The 18516-nt window shown below is 40.3% G+C and carries 10 protein-coding genes; 6 read left to right on the forward strand and 4 right to left on the reverse strand.

The window, feature by feature from the left end:
- Positions 1–152 precede the first annotated feature (152 nt).
- Entirely contained in the window at positions 153–3419 is a 3267-nt protein-coding gene (locus tag I5M19_RS05400) for a glycosyl hydrolase (RefSeq protein ID WP_235985767.1), read from the forward strand.
- A gap of 74 nt (positions 3420–3493) precedes the next feature.
- On the opposite strand, the gene I5M19_RS05405 is transcribed toward I5M19_RS05400, so the two are convergent.
- The 4 genes from I5M19_RS05405 to I5M19_RS05420 form a co-directional block, all read right to left on the reverse strand.
- Positions 3494–4906, reverse strand: coding sequence for an efflux transporter outer membrane subunit (locus I5M19_RS05405; protein WP_200065001.1), 1413 nt, complete (start codon positions 4904–4906; stop codon positions 3494–3496).
- A gap of 48 nt (positions 4907–4954) precedes the next feature.
- On the reverse strand, positions 4955–8158 hold the full coding sequence (locus tag I5M19_RS05410; protein ID WP_200065004.1) for an efflux RND transporter permease subunit: 3204 nt from the start codon (positions 8156–8158) through the stop codon (positions 4955–4957).
- Between the two features lie 26 nt (positions 8159–8184).
- Positions 8185–9312 carry an efflux RND transporter periplasmic adaptor subunit gene (locus tag I5M19_RS05415; protein ID WP_200065007.1) on the reverse strand — a complete coding sequence of 376 codons (1128 nt, stop codon included), beginning with the start codon at positions 9310–9312 and terminating at the stop codon, positions 8185–8187.
- Between the two features lie 234 nt (positions 9313–9546).
- The gene (locus I5M19_RS05420) at positions 9547–10149 is read right to left on the reverse strand and encodes a TetR/AcrR family transcriptional regulator (RefSeq protein ID WP_200065010.1); all 603 of its coding nucleotides are present in this window, start codon (positions 10147–10149) and stop codon (positions 9547–9549) included.
- Between the two features lie 214 nt (positions 10150–10363).
- Between I5M19_RS05420 and I5M19_RS05425 the strand changes: the two genes are divergently transcribed.
- The 5 genes from I5M19_RS05425 (at position 10364) to I5M19_RS05445 (ending at position 18503) form a co-directional block, all read left to right on the forward strand.
- Complete coding sequence (locus I5M19_RS05425) at positions 10364–10945, forward strand: sigma-70 family RNA polymerase sigma factor (protein WP_200065013.1); 582 nt, start codon at positions 10364–10366, stop codon at positions 10943–10945.
- Between the two features lie 68 nt (positions 10946–11013).
- The gene (locus I5M19_RS05430; protein ID WP_214653024.1) at positions 11014–12504 is read left to right on the forward strand and encodes a calcineurin-like phosphoesterase C-terminal domain-containing protein; all 1491 of its coding nucleotides are present in this window, start codon (positions 11014–11016) and stop codon (positions 12502–12504) included.
- A gap of 86 nt (positions 12505–12590) precedes the next feature.
- Entirely contained in the window at positions 12591–13604 is a 1014-nt protein-coding gene (locus I5M19_RS05435; RefSeq protein ID WP_200065016.1) for a FecR family protein, read from the forward strand.
- A 9-nt stretch (positions 13605–13613) separates the two neighbouring features.
- On the forward strand, positions 13614–17036 hold the full coding sequence (locus I5M19_RS05440) for a SusC/RagA family TonB-linked outer membrane protein (protein WP_235985768.1): 3423 nt from the start codon (positions 13614–13616) through the stop codon (positions 17034–17036).
- An 18-nt stretch (positions 17037–17054) separates the two neighbouring features.
- Positions 17055–18503, forward strand: coding sequence for a SusD/RagB family nutrient-binding outer membrane lipoprotein (locus I5M19_RS05445; RefSeq protein ID WP_200065019.1), 1449 nt, complete (start codon positions 17055–17057; stop codon positions 18501–18503).
- The last annotated feature ends 13 nt before the right edge of the window (positions 18504–18516 follow it).

Consider the following 18516-nt stretch of genomic DNA (forward strand, 5'->3'; position numbering starts at 1 on the left):
TTTAACCACTTTATAAATTTATACTTGTTAGTATATATCCGCCTTGCCGCGGCTCTTATATAAACCTGAATATTTTTTTAATAATTTTTGAGTTGAGCTTATACCGTGAGGTTTTGGAGGTTACTTTAATAAAACACTAACCACTTCATTATATGTTTGTTACAACACGTAAAAAAGGATATGTTTATTTACTACTGATAATTATACTATCAGGTTTAAGCGCCTGTATTACAAAAAAGAAAGCCGCAGTTATTCCCGTTGCTCACATGACGCCGCTCGAAACAGGTTTCATGACTGCGCCCGATTCCATCCAAACAAGCGTTTACTGGTACTGGATATCTGATAACGTATCAAAAAGAGGCGTGATCCATGATCTGGAATCCATGAAAAAAGTGGGAATAAATCGTGCCTTTATTGGTAATATATGGCAGGATGATGTACCCGCTGGTAAGGTTAAAATATTCTCGGACGAGTGGTGGGATATATTACACGCCGCGTTAAAAAAAGCTACTGAATTAAATATAGAAATAGGCATATTTAACAGCCCGGGCTGGAGCCAGTCTGGCGGACCTTGGGTAAAGCCTGAGCAGGCTATGCGGTACCTCACCTCCTCGGAACTTAAAATTAAAGGGCCTTTCAAATTTCACGGTAAACTTGCCACCCCGGCAAAGAATTTTCAGGATGTAAAGGTGATAGCGTATCCCGTTGCGGATGACTATTTAAGTACCATAGATGTTCTTAAACCAAGTATAATTTCAACACCTGCTATAGAGGGGATTAATAAGCTTATCGATAATAATGATACTACAGGGATAATTTTTACCCAGCAGACCCATTACGCTATTGATATAAAATCAGCTAAAACATATACTGCGCGCAGTTTAGTTATTGTGCCCGCCCATAACACCATGACCCTTGAAGGGGATATACAGGTGAATAACAATGGCACCTATACTACCATAAAGCATTTTATAGTTGATAGGAGCAACAGTAACCTTAATGTGGGATTTGCTCCTTACGGTCCGGCTGCAATAGCAATCCCGGCTACCACATCAAAAAATTTCAGGGTGTTGTTTACAAAGGTATCCCAGGGTTGTGGTATTACAGAACTTAAACTATCGGGTACGCCCGTTGTAGAAGATTATATAGAAAAATCATTAGCTAAAATGTGGCAGACTCCCTTCCCATATTGGGATGCTTACCAGTGGCCTGCACAACCGGCGTTTGCAAATAATAACCTGGTTATCGACCCTTCAAAAGTTTTAGATATTTCCCAATATATGACTTCCGACGGAACCCTGACCTGGGATGTGCCACCGGGTAATTGGATGATAGAGCGCAGCGGGATGACACCTACTAACGTACAAAATGGTCCGGCATCTCCAATAGCAACAGGCTTAGAAGCGGATAAAATGAGCAAAAAACATATTACGGAACATTTCGATGCTTTTTTGGGCCAGATATTAAAACGCATACCTCCTGAAGATCGTAAAACGTGGAAGGTAACTGTTGAAGATAGTTATGAGACCGGCGGGCAGAACTGGACAGACGGACTTATTGAAAAATTTAAGCAGCATTACGGCTACGATCCAACTCCGTATATTCCGGTGCTGCAGGGCAAAGTGGTAGGAAGCGAGAATAAGTCTGATCGTTTCTTATGGGACCTGCGACGCTTTGTTGCCGACAATGTAGCATATGAGTATGTTGGAGGCTTGCGAGAGGTGAGTCATGAACACGGCTTAACCACATGGCTGGAGAATTATGGACATTGGGGATTTCCGGGTGAATTTCTGCAATACGGTAGTCAATCTGACGAAGTAGGGGGAGAGTTTTGGAGCGAAGGCAGTTTAGGTAATATCGAGAACCGGGCAGCTTCATCTGCGGCGCATATTTACGGTAAAACCAAGGTTTCGGCCGAGTCATTTACTTGTGCCGGGCTTCCTTATTACCGTTATCCGGCAATGATGAAACAACGCGCCGACCGTTTTTTTACCGAAGGCATTAATAATACTTTACTTCATGTATATGTAAGCCAGCCATATGAAGACAAAGCACCGGGCGTTAACGCTTATTTTGGCAATGATTTTAACCGGTTAAATACCTGGTTTTATGATATGGATATATTTCTGAAATACATCAAACGCTGCAATATGATGTTGCAGCAAGGTAAATACGTTGCAGATGTGGCTTATTTTATAAGTGAGGATGCCCCAAAAATGACGGGTGTACAATCTCCGGTATTGCCACAGGGATATTCATTTGATTATATAAACGGAGAGGTAATAAAAGCCAGGCTCACTGTAAAAGGTGGCAGGCTGGTATTGCCTGATGGTATGCAATACAGTATTTTGGTGTTGCCGCAATTAAAAACCATGCGTCCGGAACTTTTGCGAAAAATAAAAGAACTGGTTATGCAGGGTGCAGTAATATTAGGGCCTAAACCTGAGGTTTCTCCAAGTTTGCAGGGATACCCCGAAGCAGATGTGCAAGTGAGACAACTGGCCGATGAGCTTTGGGGGAATATAAATGGCACCACCATAAAAACCAATCATGTGGGTAAGGGTATGGTGATGAGTAACTTGCAATTGCAGGAAGCTTTGGATGCTATAAATGTTATACCTGACGCAAAAGTTACCAAAAGTGATTCCATTTTGTTTATTCACAGAGCGATAGCAGACGGTTCTGTCTATTTTATCTCCAATCAAAAGCCATCATCGGTGAAAATTTCACCGCAATTCCGGATAACAGGTAAGCAGCCTGAGTTATGGGATCCGCTTAACGGCAGCATGCGCGATCTTCCTGTTTATACACAAACGGAATTAACTACTACAGTTCCTGTAGAGCTGGCGCCATTAGAAAGTGCCTTTATCGTTTTCAGGAAAGATGCTGCCCGGGGGATACAATCAGGTAAGCAAAACTATCCTGCTCCATCCAAAGTAATTACAATTAACAGCCCCTGGGTTGTTAATTTTGACAGCAAAATGCGTGGGCCTGCTAAACCTGTAGTTTTTACAAAACTTACCGATTGGACAATCAATCCTAACGATAGTATACGTTATTATTCAGGCACTGCTGTATACCACAATAAGTTTAACATTGGTAAAGTTGCCAAAGGCCAAAGCGTAATACTTGACCTGGGCATGGCAAGGGCCATTGCTAAGGTAATTGTAAATGGGAAACCTGTTGGCGGCGTTTGGACAGCTCCCTACAAAGTTGATATAACTAACGCGGTAAAGGCAGGTGAAAATACATTGGAGGTGAAGGTGGTAAATACATGGGTTAACAGGCTTATCGGGGATAGTATCCTTCCGGAGGATCAACGAAAAACATGGACCATACATAACCCTTATAATCCACAAACCGGACTGGAGTCGTCAGGCTTAATTGGGCCCGTCAGTTTAGAACTAATAAACTATTGATCGCTGCTAATAAAAAAGCTACCGGAATATCATTGACATCCGGTAGCTTTTAGCATATAAATTATAGGCTTAAATTATTTCCAACCGCCGCCTAATGCGCGATAGAGTTCGGCAACAGCGCTTAGTTCGTCTCTTTTTATAGAAGCAAGTTCCAGTTCGCCCTGTAGTACATTGCTTTGTGCGGTTATTACCTCCAGGTAGTTAGCAATGCCATTCTTAAAAAGAAGATCAGCATTGTTGGTGGCCTTTTGTAAGGTGTTTACCCTGTTTATGGCTATTTCCTTTTGTTCCTTTAGCTTTTGGATCTTCACTAAAGCATCTGAAACTTCGCCAACAGCATTTAGAACAGATTGCCTGAAACGCAGTACCGTTTCCTCTCGCTCCACCTTTGCAACTTTATATTGGGTGCTCAATTGTTTATGTTGCAATAGTGGTTGTACAATTCCGCCTGCCACTACTCCGAATAATGATGCAGGTACATTAAACCAGTTGCTGGCCTTAAACGAGTTTACTCCGCCGCTTGCTGTAATATTTAACGATGGATACATATTAGCTCCCGCTATACCAACCCTGGCATTTGCAATGTTCAGTTGTAATTCTGAACTCCTCACATCCGGCCTGCGACTTACTATTGCTGATGGCAAGCCTGCAGGTAAATTCTCAGGTATTACAAGCTGATCAAGTATAGAGTTCCTTGTAATCGTATTTGGCAATTCACCTGTAAGTATTCGTAATGCATTTTCCTGTATACTTATGTTTTGTTCAAACTGCGGAACAAGCTGGGCTGCGGTCTGCCGTTGTGCTTCTGCTTGCTGCACAGCCAGCAATGTTACCTGCCCTGCGTCATACTGCAGACGTATAATGCGCAGCGTACTATCATTAAGCTTAACATTCCTTTCTGCAATGTTAAGTTGTTCGTCAAGCATTAAAAGATTATAGTACCCCTGTGATACACTGGCAACTATATTGGTTTGTATGGCCTTTTTCGCCTCAACTGTTTGCAAATAGGTAGCCAATGCGCTTTTGTTCTGATTACGAATCTTACCCCATATGTCAGCCTCCCAGGAAAGGGCCAGGTTGGCCGAATAATCTTCAATATGTTTTTTGCCAATATTATACTGGTTTAAACTCAAACCATTTAAGCTATTGTCTGACGGGTGGTTACTGCTTGCCGTAATGTTAAGGTTAACTTCCGGTACATAGTTCCAGTTTACCTGTTTAAATAATAGTTGCGAAGCCTCGATATTTTTAACTGCTATTTGCATATCATAATTTTTAGCTATCGCGGTATCTATTAATTGTTGTAAGGTGGCATCTGTAAAGAAATTTTTCCATTGGATGTCGGCTATACTGCTGGTGTCACCCAAGGTTGTTGCATCATTAAATGTTACGGGTAGTTCGGGTTTGGGTGTTTCCGTATTTCTGGTCACATTACAGGCGCTCAGGATAAGCAGTATAAATCCCAGGCTGTTTATATATTTTTTCATTTTTTCTAATTTATAAGTTGATACTTTTTAAGCCGATGACTACCAATGTTAGGATGTATATTCATCCTGCAATAAATTAATATGCTCACCGGTCTTATTATTTTCGTGATGTCCTTCCATCAAAACCGCTACCGGAACCCCGGTTACTTTTTCCTGCAAACTCTGGAATATCACAAACAGAACAGGTATGATAAATAAACCAAGTATTACCCCCGAAACCATTCCACCTGCAGCGCCTATACTTATAGAATGATTACCTTGAGCCGACGGACCCGTTGCAATACTCATTGGGAATAAACCAAATACAAACGCCAGGGACGTCATCACAATTGGGCGTAACCTTAACTTCGCAGCTTCTATAGCAGAAGCAACAAGTGATTGTCCTGCTTTTCGACGCTGTACTGCAAATTCTACAATAAGAATAGCGTTTTTAGCCAGCAAGCCTATTAACATGATGAGGGCAACCTGTACGTATATATTATTTTCGATCCCTGTAAAGCCTAATGCTATAAATACACCCAGTATCCCTGTAGGTATGGATAATATAACGGCTAATGGCAATATGTAACTTTCATATTGAGCGGATAGCAGAAAATATACGAAGATTAAACACATCAGGAATACAATGGTGGATTGGCCGCCTGAACTGATCTCTTCACGTGTTTGCCCGGTAAATTCATATGCAAAACCCGATGGAAGTTCGTCTTTAGCAACTTCTTTTATCGCTCGTATGGCATCACCAGAGCTATAGCCCGGCTTAGGTATAGCATTGATCTCAATGGAGTTGAACAGATTGTAGCGCGATGCCGTTTCGGAGCCGTATACTCGGTTTAATTTTACCAGCGTATTAATAGGCACCATATCTCCGGTTTTGTTTTTCACAAATACCCGATCAATAGATGCAGGGTTGGTTCTGTCGCCAATATCAGCCTGCATTATTACGCGGTAGTACTTGCCAAAGCGATTGAAATCTGATGCCTGTGCACTACCAAAGTAAGCCTGCATGGTTTGTAAGATATCTTTAACACTTACACCTAACTGGTTGGCTTTTTCATCGTCAACTTCTAATTGTAATTGCGGATAATCGGCCTTAAATGATGTGAAAGCATAAGCTATCTCCTTCTTCTGCATCAGTTTGCCAATAAAATTATTGGTCACACCACTAAATTTGTCCAGCTTGCCGCCTGTTTTATCTTGTACAATTAAATCTAATGCTTCCACATTACTAAAACCAGGTACTGTGGGGAAACTAAATACAAAAAAGGAGCCTCCTGTTACAGCGGCGAGTTTGCCTCTTAGATCATCCTGTATAGCGTTAATGTCCTTAACATCACCTCTTTCGTCATTTGGTTTTAACAATACAAAAAATATAGCCGACGATGGACTTGTAGAGTTGGTTAACAAGTTAAAACCACCAATGGCCGCAACAAATCTTACAGAGGGTAAACCGCGAGCTGCGTCCTCTGCCTGTTTCAAGATCTTTGATGTGCCATTTAACGACGTTCCGGAAGGTGTGGAAACAGAAACGGCTATAAAACCCTGATCTTCGGTAGGGATGAAACCTGATTTAGTATTGCCTATCAGAAAAACTGTTGCAACAATTACAATGGCTAATCCCGACAAACTAACCCATTTATGATTGATAAGGAATTTAAGACCGCCGATATAGCGGTTACTGATAGCGTTGAAACTGGTGTTAAAACCAGCGTAAAATTTTTCTTTAAAGCCCTTTTTACCTTCACCTTCTTTATGATTGCTCTTTAAAAACAATGCGGCAAGTGCCGGACTTAAAGTTAAGGCGTTAACAGCTGATATTAATATCGCTATGGCCATGGTAAAGGCAAACTGACGATAAAATATACCTGATGAACCGGTCATGAAGCCCACAGGTAAAAATACTGCAGCCATCACCAGCGTTATAGAAATTATGGCCCCCGTAATTTCATGCATGGCTTCGGTAGTAGCTGCCCTTGGCGCTAAGCCCTTATGTTCCATTTTGGCATGTACCGCTTCAACTACTACAATAGCATCATCCACAACGATACCGATTGCCAGCACCAATGCGAAAAGTGTAAGTAAGTTGATGGAAAAACCAAACAACTGCATAAAAAAGAACGTTCCTAAAATAGCTACCGGCACAGCTATGGCCGGTATCAACGTGGACCGGAAATCCTGAAGGAAAATAAATACTACAATAAAAACCAATATAAATGCTTCTATCAGCGTATGTTTCACTTGGGTTATTGATTCATCAAGTGCTGTTTTGGTACGATAGAAATTGTTGTATTTAATACCTGAAGGGAAATCTTTAGAAGCTTTTTCCATCAGTTTATCCACCGCTATCTGTATTTCATTAGCGTTTGAACCAGCCAATTGAATTATACCAATAGCCACACCATCGTGTCCGTTAAGGTGTGAGAAACTTGAATAGGAGTAGGTTCCTAATTCTACCCGTGCCACATCTTTTAAATGTAATACTGACCCGTCTGCATTAGCCCGAATAGCTATATTCTCATAATCTTCGGGCTTAGTAAGTTTGCCTTTATATTTAATTACGTATTCAAACGTCTCCTTACTTTGCTCTCCAAACTTACCCGGAGCAGCTTCCAGATTCTTATCCTGAATAGCTGCGCTTACTTCAGCTGGGGTAACATTGTGCGCAGCCATTTGACCGGGGTTTAACCATATCCGCATCGAATAGTCCTTCACCCCACCAAATATGGTAGCTGAGCCCACGCCAGGGATACGCTTTAACTCGGGGATAATGTTGATCTGCGCATAATTGGCAACAAAGGTCTGGTCATACTTTTTCGGATCCTCGGTATATATCCCGACGGCACCAATTAAGCTGTTTTGTTGTTTGGTGGTAGTAACGCCTTGTTGTACAACTTCGGCAGGTAGCTGGCTGGTAGCTTGTGTTACCCTGTTTTGTACGTTTACCGCAGCCTGATCGGGGTTGGTACCCTGCTTAAAGTATACAGTAATAGCTAAACTACCATCATTACTTGCGGTCGAACTCATATAACTCATGTTCTCTACACCGTTAATAGATTCCTCTAATGATGGTGCTACGGAACGCAATACAGTTTCCGCATTGGCGCCCTGATAAACAGCGGTTACCAATACCGACGGAGGGGCGATATCAGGAAACTGCTGTAAAGGCAACTTTGTAAGACTGATTATGCCCAGTATCACCAATAATATGGAGATTACTGTTGCTAATACAGGCCTTTTAATAAATATCTTAAACATTGTTGTGATTTTTTAAATGATTGGAATTAATTCTGAGCCACGTTATCCTTTGCTTTTTCCGGATGGATAACGGTACCTTCTTGTAAACGGTCAAAACCGCTCAATACAATTTGATCGCCTGTTTTTAAACCATCAGTAACCAGGTAGTTGCTGCCCACTTTACCTGCAATGGTAATAGGTTGTTTTTTTACTTTATTACTATCAGTTACAGCAAAAACAAATGTTTTGTCCTGCATTTCTACAGTTGCAGATTGCGGAACTATTAAAGCGTTTTTGTGTTGAAGTCCAATGCGGATTTTGCCTGTATTGCCTGATCGTAATAAGCCTTGAGTATTAGGAAAACTGGCTCTTAAAGTAATAGCCCCGGTGTTTTTATCAAACTGACCATCTATCATATCAATACGACCGCTTTTGGCATATTCGCTGTTATCAGCCAGAAGCAGATCAACAGGTGGCAGTTGATTTAATTTGTCTTTCAACGTTTCTCCAGGATATTGTTCTTTAAAACTTACAAAGTCCTTTTCGCCAAGTGAAAAGTACACATGTACATTATGCACGTCAGATAATTGAGTAAGTGACTCAACATCAGTAGGGGAAACCAAACTGCCTTGTTTTTTAAGTAACCGACCAATATAGCCGCTTACAGGTGCTTTGATTAATGTATACCCTAAATTTATTTTAGCGGTACTTACATTAGCTTTTGCTTGTTCAATGTTAGCTTTTGCTATTTCGTTGGTTGCTTTGGCTGTTTTAAGCTGATAGTCGGATATTACCTTGTTTTGCACAAGCGGGGTCAGCTTGTCTATCTCCAATTGGGAGTTTAACATAGCTGCCTGGGCGGCGTGCAAACTGGCAATTGCGTTATTTAGTTGAGCGCGGTAAGGTTGGTCGTTAATTTTAAATAAAGGTTCGCCAGCCGATACAAAAGCACCTTCGTCAATAAACACCTTGTCTAAAGCACCGCTTACCTGCGGGCGTATCTCCACGTTAACAGTACCTTCTATTGATGCGGGATATTCCTGGTAAGTGGTTTCGGTCCCCGATGTTACACTGGCAACAGGTAACGATGGTGGCGGCGGCGCCTGCGCCGTTTGCGGCTTGGGTGAGCAACTGAATAATGATATGGCAATAATTGCTGTTAGTATAATTTTCATGATAATAAATTTTGATTGTGAGCTAATAGGATTAAAAGTTGCCCGAAGGCTGTTAATATATATGGAGTCGGTTGTTGTTATAGTTTTATTAACGGTATTAAATTGTTTAACGTTGTTAAGTATATGGCGCATTTCAGAATGGTTTAGTGGCATATTATTCTTAATTATAGTAGTGGATATTTATAATTTAACAGCGTTAAATAATTTAACAATATTATAAATTTATTAAAAAAATTATGGTGTAATAGATCTTATTATCCCTGTGATCGCATCTTTTAACACCTGGCGGTTAATTTCATCAGATGAACCGCGGCTAAGTATATTAATAGAAACCAGACCATGTACAACAGACCAAAAGGTGTAGTATTTTGTACATATCACATCCGAATCCATATCATCTATGTTCATCAGTTCCCCAATTGCGGTACTAAACATATCCCAGGGAATTTCCGCTTCAGGTAAATCATTAACCAGTTCGCAACTGCAATTAGTAGTTACACCGAACATTCCCTGGTAAAGCTCCTTGTTTGCAAAAGCGAAGTTCCAATAAGCCAGCCACATAGCCTCTAACTGTTTTGCCGGTAAACGATGTTTGCTTTTAGCTTCCTGCAAATCTTTTGCTAAAAGTAAATAGCCCTTACGGGTAAGCTCCAGTAGTATAGCTTCTTTATTGGCAAAGTATTCATATATAATAGGTGCGGTATATTCAATAACATCAGCAATTTTCCGCATACTTAAAGCCTGCCACCCATCCTCTTTTACGATTTTAAGCGCAGCGTCCAGAATGTTGATCCTGGTTTCATCTTTTAAGCGTTGTATCCTATCCTTACTTGCCATTATTAATTACGGTATAAAATAATTTAACACCGTTAGGCAAATGTACGGTGATAAATAATAAATCATGTTCATCCTTTTGTCAGTTTTTCTTACCCATAAAAGGCGTTAATTATTTGTAACAAATGTGTTAAACACTAAAGAAAGGGTAAATTAATATAAACTTAACAATGATGTTGTGATTTATAAACATGCCAAGGCTTATTTTGCAAGTATTATGGATGCAGAAAATATGTCGGTGGTTGTAACATTAGATGGGTTTGAAAGCATATTTAAAGACAACTATACACCTTTGTATAGATATGTTAACTCCATAATAAAAGATAAGGAGCTGTCAAAAGATGTGCTTTCTGACCTTTTTCTTAATCTTTGGCAGCAAAAGAATAAGTTGCAGATAGCTAATATAAAGCCATATTTATTCAGATCGGCACGCAATGGTGCATTAAAAGCTCTTACTGCTCAAAATCAAATTTCGCAACTTCCGGACGATGCATTTAACATACCGTCAGATAGTTATAATCCTTTTGAACGATTTGTAGCAAAGCAATCAATAAAAATTGTAGACGAACTCATTAATAAATTACCCGCAAAGCGACGCGAAATGATAGAATTGCGTTTGTTGGGTCTGAAGAATTATGAGATTGCAAATGTGATGGACATTCCCGAAAAAAATGTGGAATATAATATGCGCGAAGCTATAGAACAATTAAGCCATGCTGTAAATCATAGTCAGCTTGATAAAGCCACTATTGCAAGCGGATTAATGTTGATTAACATAATCTTTACAATTTCACAATAGTTTCTTTTTGTGAAAAAGGTGGTAACCCAACTCTTCTACTTAGTTCTAATATATAAAAATCAAAATACATGATAAACAGAAGGGATTTTATAAAAAACCTGGGTCTTACAGGTGCCGCTTTAACTGCACCTTGTGCCGTAATAAATGCTTCGCCTGTTATTAGTGAAAAGCCGGGTGTCGCAAATATCACGTTAAAGGGGAGAATCCATCATAATGGCAGCGGTATAGCAGGAGTTGCCGTAACTGATGGGATGAACATCACACTTAGCGATAAAAGTGGTAATTACACACTGTTAAGTAACAAGGCTGCTGAATTTGTTTATATTTCAGTACCGGCCGGCTATGCATTTCCGCATCAAAAAGGAATAGCAGATTTTTATAAAAAGATAGATAGCAGCAAATCAACTTACAATGCCGATTTCCGGTTAGAAAAACTGGAAACCGATGACCGCAAACACAATTTTGTGGTATGGGCCGATCCGCAAATGATATCAAAAAAAGATGCCGAAGTACTGGTTACTCAGGCTGCGCCCGATCTTAAGCAACTGGTAAGTAATTATCCTGCAGGTTCATTATTCCATGCCATTGGCTGTGGCGATTTAGTTTGGGACCATTTTGAACTTATTGAAGATTATAAAAAAGCTGTTGATATTTCAGGCATACCGTTCTTTAATCTCATAGGTAATCATGATATGGATCTAGACGCCCGTACCGATGATTATTCGGCACGTACATTTAAAGATAATTACGGACCAACTTATTATTCTTTTAACCGGGGAAATGTCCACTACATATGCTTAGATGATGTTTTCTTTATAGGTACAGCTAAAAGATACATTGGTTATTTAACAGAAAATCAATTGCAATGGCTGGAGCAGGATCTGGCTAATGTTAAGCACGGGAGTACTTTGGTTGTATCTCTGCATATTCCAACCTTTACAGGTGTACAACGCCGCAATAAATTAAAGGAGGAGGAGATAGGCGGGGTTGTAGCTAATCGGGAACAGTTGTATAAGTTGCTTGCTCCATATAATGTTCATTTTATGTCAGGTCACACACATATGAATGAAAAATGGGAAAAGGATAATATGATAGAGCATGTTCATGGTACGGTATGCGGTGCCTGGTGGACAGGTCCAATTTGTACTGATGGTACACCAGAGGGTTATGCTGTTTATGAAGTGAACGGAGACCAGATTAGCTGGTATTATAAATCGACAGGGAAACCCAGAGAATATCAGTTAAAGGTTTATGAAAAAGGAAGGTTAAAAACCGCACCTGATGCCATTGTTGCAAATGTATGGAACTGGGATCCGAAATGGAAAGTAGAGTGGTATCAGGACGGTGTTTTGAAAGGTGCCATGGAACAACGCGTAGATTTTGATCCATGGGCAGTAGAATTATACGAAGGCCCCGCAATGCCTAAAAAGCATAAGTTTGTTGACCCTACTTTAACGGATCACTTATTTTTTGCAACACCTGATGCCAATGCCAAAAATATTAAGGTTGTAACTACCGACAGGTTTGGTAACACTTATAGTCAAGAATTAGCTGTTTAATACAAACAAAATTTTAAACAAAGGCCGGTATATCCGGCTTTTGTTTAAAATGGCACTTAACAAAAAGTTAATAAACAATTAACGATTTGTTTTGGTGGAAAGCAACCCTTTATACCTCTTTAAATAAAGTTAAAAGAGTGAACTGGGAACTACTGCTTAGATACATTAATAAAGAAGCCAGCAATTTTGAGGCTACTCAGGTTGAGGAATGGTTGCAACAACAGAAGGAAAATGCTTACCTGCTGGAATATCTGCAAAAGCGAAAAGATCAACTGCATCAGCCGCTGAAAGAGACTGATATTGATGAACAATGGCTGCACCTGCTCGACAGGATATTTGAAACATCGCCATTTGTAAAACCCATAAAACTATACCGTTACCTGGGCATTGCTGCAAGCTTCTTATTATTTGCAGTATTGGGCTGGATGTATGTGAAAAACAGTACATCAGGTACAAAGGCTGACTTGGTGACTTTACAGGCGCCCGTTGATACTCGCGGAAACACCTTGCTGCCCGATGGTACTCAAGTTTACATGACACCCGGCTCAAGCATTAAATACGGCGATAATTTCGGTGCCGATAAAAGAATTATTCACTTATCGGGGGAAGCATTTTTTGATGTAAAACACGATCCGAAAAAGCCATTCATCATTTATACAACTAATAACCTGCAGGTATCGGTTTTAGGCACCTCCTTTAATGTTTATTCCAGTAAAAACGGACTTCCTGCTGAAATCAAAGTGGCATCAGGCTTAGTGGGTATAACAGCCAGTCAGCACACTTATTTTTTAAAGGCGGGGCAAAAATTAACCTACCAGCCCAATAATAAAAAAACAGCTATTACAACAGTAACCTATAATGATGCTGCGGCTCTGCAGAATCAAGCACTGTTTTTTAAAGATGACAATGCCTATCAGATAGCCGAAAAATTACACCGGTGGTACAATATTGATGTAGAAGTACTACCCTCAGCAACAAAACATTCCCGTTTCAGCGGTGAAATGAAAGATGCCGGATTAGCTAACCTAATGGAAGGGCTTAAATATGCTACTGGCATTAACTATAAATTCAAAGATCAACACACTATACAATTATTCTAACAATTAAATATGAACCCGAAAATTTTACTTATCCCAAAAAGATCGTGCTTTTTCTTGTTGATGCTGTTGTTTTCAGTACAGCTTTTTGCGCAAAATAATAGTCCGGAGGGGCTGAGTTTTGATAAGAAACAACTAAGCATTTCTGCTATAGTTAACCGTTTAAAAAGCGGATACAATTACAAGGTCTCATTTGATGCTGATATAAATATGAGTAAAGTGGTGACATTGCCATCTCCAAACTTGAGCTTTGAAAAGCTCGCATTAGTATTAGAGCAGCAGGCAGGAGTAGGTTTAAAAAACATTAATGGCAACCTGGTAATTAAAAAGTTGGAGTTGGTAACAGTAAGTGGTGCCATTATATCAGGTGATGATAAGCAACCTTTGGCAAGCGTTACTATAAGAGGTCTTAACAAAAGCTTTTTAGGTTCATCAGACATAAACGGCAAGTTCTCTATACTTGTACAAAAAGGTACCGAAGTAACTTTTAATATGTTGGGTTTCGAGGTGTTACAAAGAGTATTTAATGTAAATACTGCGGGCATAACCATCACATTAAATCCTTCAAATACCGCCCTTAACGAAGTTGTGGTTACGGCATTAGGTATTAAACGCGAAGAAAAAGCATTAGGCTATGCAACTACCGTAGTTAAAGGGGAGCAACTTACTCAGGCATTATCAAATAACTGGACGGATGCCTTATCTGGCAAAGTAGCGGGTCTTAACCTCATACGCTCGAACGGTGGTCCTACAGGTTCTAACAGGATAGTATTGCGTGGAGAAAGCAACCTTACAGGTGAAAACCAGGCGCTCATTGTAGTAGATGGAGTGGTTACCAATAACGGAAGCGGCCGCACATTGGGCAGTGGAAGTAACGCTTATCTGGATAGTGAATCTCCGGTTGACTTTGGTAATAGTTTAAACGATATCAATCCTGAAGATATAGAAAGTATTACTGTATTAAAGGGGCCGGGTGCCGCAGCGTTGTATGGAGAGCGAGGCGCCAATGGTGCAATTGTTATTACTACCAAATCAGGTAAAACTAAGGATGGGAAAATTAGCATTACCATTAATTCAAATACTGCCTTAGAAAGTATTTCACGCTGGCCCGATTACCAGTATGAATACGGACAAGGCGTAGAAGGTGCTAACTATTATTCCTTCGGCGCTACGGCAGATGGGCCAAGTACGCGTAGCACCAGTTCTGCATGGGGGCCTAAATTCGATGGTCAATCTTACTTTCAATACGATCCTGTAACGCACACAGGTGGTACCGAACGTACACCATGGGTTGCATACCCTGATGCCCGCAAGAATTTTTTCCAGAACGGGGAAACTTATACAAACTCTGTTACGCTTAGTGGCGGTACCGACAAAACTTCTGCGAGGTTCTCAGCAACAAATGTTCAAAATTCCTGGATAATACCTAATACAGGATATGCACGTAATACAGTTGCTCTTGCGGTAGATCAAAAAGTCTCCAACAAACTCCATATATCAACCCGTATTAACTATACCAATAAAACCAGCGATAACTTACCGGCAACCGGCTATAATAATCAGTCTATAATGTACTGGAACATATTCTGGGAGCCTAATGCACCAAATGATTGGTTAAAAGATTATTGGCTGCCTGGACAAACTAATATTAAGCAAAGTTATCCGTTCAGCAGTTATCCTGATAACCCTTACCTGATAGCCAACGAAATGAATAACACCTTAAACCGAAACAGTTTAACGGGTAATATTCAGGCTACCTATAATTTCACAAAGGACCTGAGTTTGATGGTAAGAACATCAATGGACTTTGATTATGATCAGCGTAGTACCCAAAGACCCTATGATACTGAAAAGTTCAAAAAAGGTATGTACCGTACTCAAAGCGTTTTTTCTCAGGAAATAACAAACGACTTCTTACTACGGTATAACAAAGACATTGGCAAAGATTTCAACGTGAATTTAACCGCCGGTGGTAGTATGCTTAAAAACAATTACAATAAAGATGAACTGCGGGCCGACTCTTTATTATATCCCGGAATATTTACGCTGGCGAATAAAGCGGGTGTTTTAATAGCCCTGCCAACCAGAAGCAAATTTGATATAAATAGTTTTTATGGAGTATTAGCTGCAAGTTATAAAAGCTTCTTATTTCTGGATATTACAGGTCGTAACGACTGGAACAGTAATCTGGCCAGCCCAACGTCAACAGCCAATGTTTCTTTCTTTTATCCATCGGTAAATGGTAGCGCCATTCTTTCAGAGATGTTCAGGTTACCGAAAGCTATTTCTTATTTAAAACTACGCGGATCTATATCAGGTGTGGGTAGTGGTCGTACGGATCCTTACCTTACATCGTATACATACAATTCAGAAAGTACATTTCCCGGCGGGTTATCCAATCCAACCACATTAGCTAATATTAACCTGAAACCCCTTTATACTACCAGTTACGAAGTTGGTACAGAAGTGCGTTTCTTTGGTAACCGTTTAGGTTTTGATATAGCGTTATATAAAAGTAACACTAAGGATCAAATTCTTACAGCTATTGTTGACCGCTCATCCGGGGTAAACGCTGCGGTAATAAATGCCGGTGCGGTACAAAACAAGGGCATCGAAATATCTGCGAACGGATCACCTGTTAAAAGCAAGGATTTTAAGTGGAATATCACTACAACATTTTCATCTAACCGTAATAAAATATTATCGCTACCTGATAGCCTTACCAGTCTTACCTTACAAAAAGGACCCGGAAGCCGTGGCGCAATTATCGCCACAGTTGGGGGCAGTATGGGCGATCTGTATGGTTTAGGTTATGAGCGTTCGCCGGATGGGCAGATCATTTATGAGAACGGCTATCCTAAACTTACCACCGATATGAAATATATTGGTAACACCAGCCCTAAATGGAAGGCAAGTATTGGCAACCAGTTCAATTATAAAAACTTCGCGTTAAGTTTCCTTTTTGATGCACAGCACGGAGCTGTAGCCTATTCACTTACCGAAGCTGTATTGGTTGAACAGGGAAAAACTACTAATACATTGCCCGGGCGCTATAATGGCATAATAGGTAACGGCGTAATTCAGAATGCAGACGGTACCTACCGGCCGAATGATGTGGTAGCCCAGGATATAAGCAACTATTATAATTCACATTATGGTCGGGATAACGTAGAGGGAAGTACTTATTCAACAGATTTTGTGAAACTGAGAGAGGCCAGGATAGATTACTCGTTTAAACCTTCATTCGTCAAAAAATTAGGACTGACCCGTGCTACCATAGGTATTTATGGCAGAGACTTGCTAACCATTACCAAATGGCCGGTATTCGATCCTGAATTTGGCACCCTAAACGATAATTATATAACTCAGGGTTTTGAGTTAGGGCAGTTCCCCTCAACACGCACATTCGGGTTTAATTTAACAGTAGGTATTTAATTAAGAATAATGATTAAGATGATGAAAAAGTATTTATATCTGTTATACACAGTTTTTTTTATAGCGATTTTACCGCTTAGCTCATGCAAAAAGGACTTTGAGGAACTCGCGGTAAACCCAAATACGAGCGATAAGGCTTTGCCCGAAGCGCTTTTAGCCCCAGCTATAACTGCAATTGTAAAAGCCAATATGAGCCGTAGTCAGCGTATCACAAACGAATTGATGCAGGTTACGGTAAACATGGGCGATTCGGAGGGTAAGATATTTCGTTATGATATAAGAAACTCTGAAGCTGACTATTTATGGAACGCCTGGTATATTGAATTAACCAACTTTAACGATATATATCAGGGTGGAGTAGATAACGGTAACCAGACCTATCAGGGCATTGCACTTATTTGTCAGGCCTGGGTGTTTTCAATGCTTACCGATACGTATGGCGATGTGCCTTATTTTAACGCTAATAAAGCTAAGGATGGGTTATTCACCCCCGCGTTTGATAAACAGGAAGATATTTATAAAGACCTGTTTGCTAAACTGGAACAGGCTAATACTTTGTTAGCTGCAGGTGCAAATGTATCATCTGCAAGCGACCCTGTATACGGTGGCATTGCTGCAAAATGGCGTAAATTTGGTAATTCTTTATACCTGCGTTTGTTGTTAAGGGTGTCAGGTAAAGATGAAGCAAATTCATCTGCCAAAATAAAAGAGATTGTAGATACTAAGGCAACTACATATCCAATAATGGCAAGTAACGATGATTCAGCTATTCTGATGTGGACTGGTCAGTCACCTTATGTATCGCCGTTTGCTACACTGCGTGCTGCAGATTGGTATACACCAAAACTAACCAGTTTCTTTGTTAACAACCTGAATGAGTGGAGCGATCCGCGTATCGGTAAATGGGCCACACTATTTGAAGGTGATTATGCCGGTGTTCCGAGCGGATACGCTGTTGGCGAAATGCCTCAGGCTAAATCAACCTTGCCTACTTCGTTGCAAACCAGTGCTTTATTGGGTAATATACTTAACTATGCTGAAGTGCAATTTATATTAGCCGAAGCGGCTGCCAAGGGCTGGATTACCTCAAAACCTGCTCAAACCTATTACCAGGATGGTATAACCGCGGATATTACAATGTGGGGATATACCGTACCAACAAATTATTTTAATTACGATCTGGTAAAGTGGGACGATAGCTACAATTTGGATAAAAAAATGGAGATGATACACTTGCAAAAGTATTACTCCCTGTTTTTTACCGATCTGGAATCTTGGTTTGAATATCGCCGTACAGGGCACCCGGTATTGCCCAAAGGCGCAGGCCTAAAAAACAATGGTATAATGCCGGCACGATTAAATTACCCTGTGTATGTGCAATCTACCAATGGCGATAATTACCGGGCCGCAGTAGCATCACAAGGGCCGGATAATATTTCTACACAAGTTTGGTGGCAAAAACCATAATTATAAAGTATTA

The sequence above is a fragment of the Mucilaginibacter segetis genome (assembly GCF_016522075.1).
Lineage (GTDB): Bacteria > Bacteroidota > Bacteroidia > Sphingobacteriales > Sphingobacteriaceae > Mucilaginibacter > Mucilaginibacter segetis.